1 protein-coding gene is annotated in these 672 nt (G+C 65.2%); it reads right to left on the reverse strand.

What is annotated here, in order from left to right; translation table 11 throughout:
* A partial coding sequence (locus ABD747_RS26620) for a site-specific integrase (RefSeq protein WP_344810190.1) occupies positions 1-598 on the reverse strand: 598 nt, incomplete at its 3' end.
* Positions 599-672 lie beyond the last annotated feature (74 nt).

Genomic DNA, 672 nt, shown 5'->3' on the forward strand with positions numbered 1-672 from the left:
CCAGCGGAGCGTCGATCAGCCCGCCAACATGCAGGAACGTCAACAGCGAACGCAACGCGCAGACGATCAGCTTCGCGGTGCCCTGCGGGCGACCCGGACACGCGGCCACGACGTAGCCGGTGACATCGGCCGCGGTCAGCCCCGCCAGATCCAGCTGCCCGCCGGTGACGCGACTGAGCAGGAACGGTTTGATCGCATCCCGGTAACAGCGCGCCGTGCCCAACGTCAGGCCGCGTTCGCTCAGCAGGTAGGACCGGTAACGATCCAGAAGCTCCGCCACCGGCCCCGTCGCGACAGGTGCAGGTGGCAACACATCGAAGCGGCCAAGATGGGCGAGCAGCGGACGCATCGCCTTGACCGACCGGTAGTTCGAGTATCCGGCCGCACGGCGATCGCCCAAATACTGATCGATCACCGCGCTCGACAGCTCACCCACGCCGACGCACCGGGCAGTCATCCACCGGTCCAGATGAGCGACGAAGGTGATGTGCTGACTTGCCGAATCCGGCGTATAGCCCGCCCGGACCAGATCGTCGGCCAACCCCTGGACGAAGCCCTCCAACGGGCCATCCACAATCGAATGAAACACCTGCACCATGACGCTCTCCTCTCCTCGTTGGATGAGAAGAGCGTTGACCCGGCTACCGGATTATGCCGACCTCGGAAGCGGGA

Origin of the sequence: Microlunatus ginsengisoli (genome assembly GCF_039537205.1) — a bacterium.
Lineage (GTDB): Bacteria > Actinomycetota > Actinomycetes > Propionibacteriales > Propionibacteriaceae > Microlunatus > Microlunatus ginsengisoli.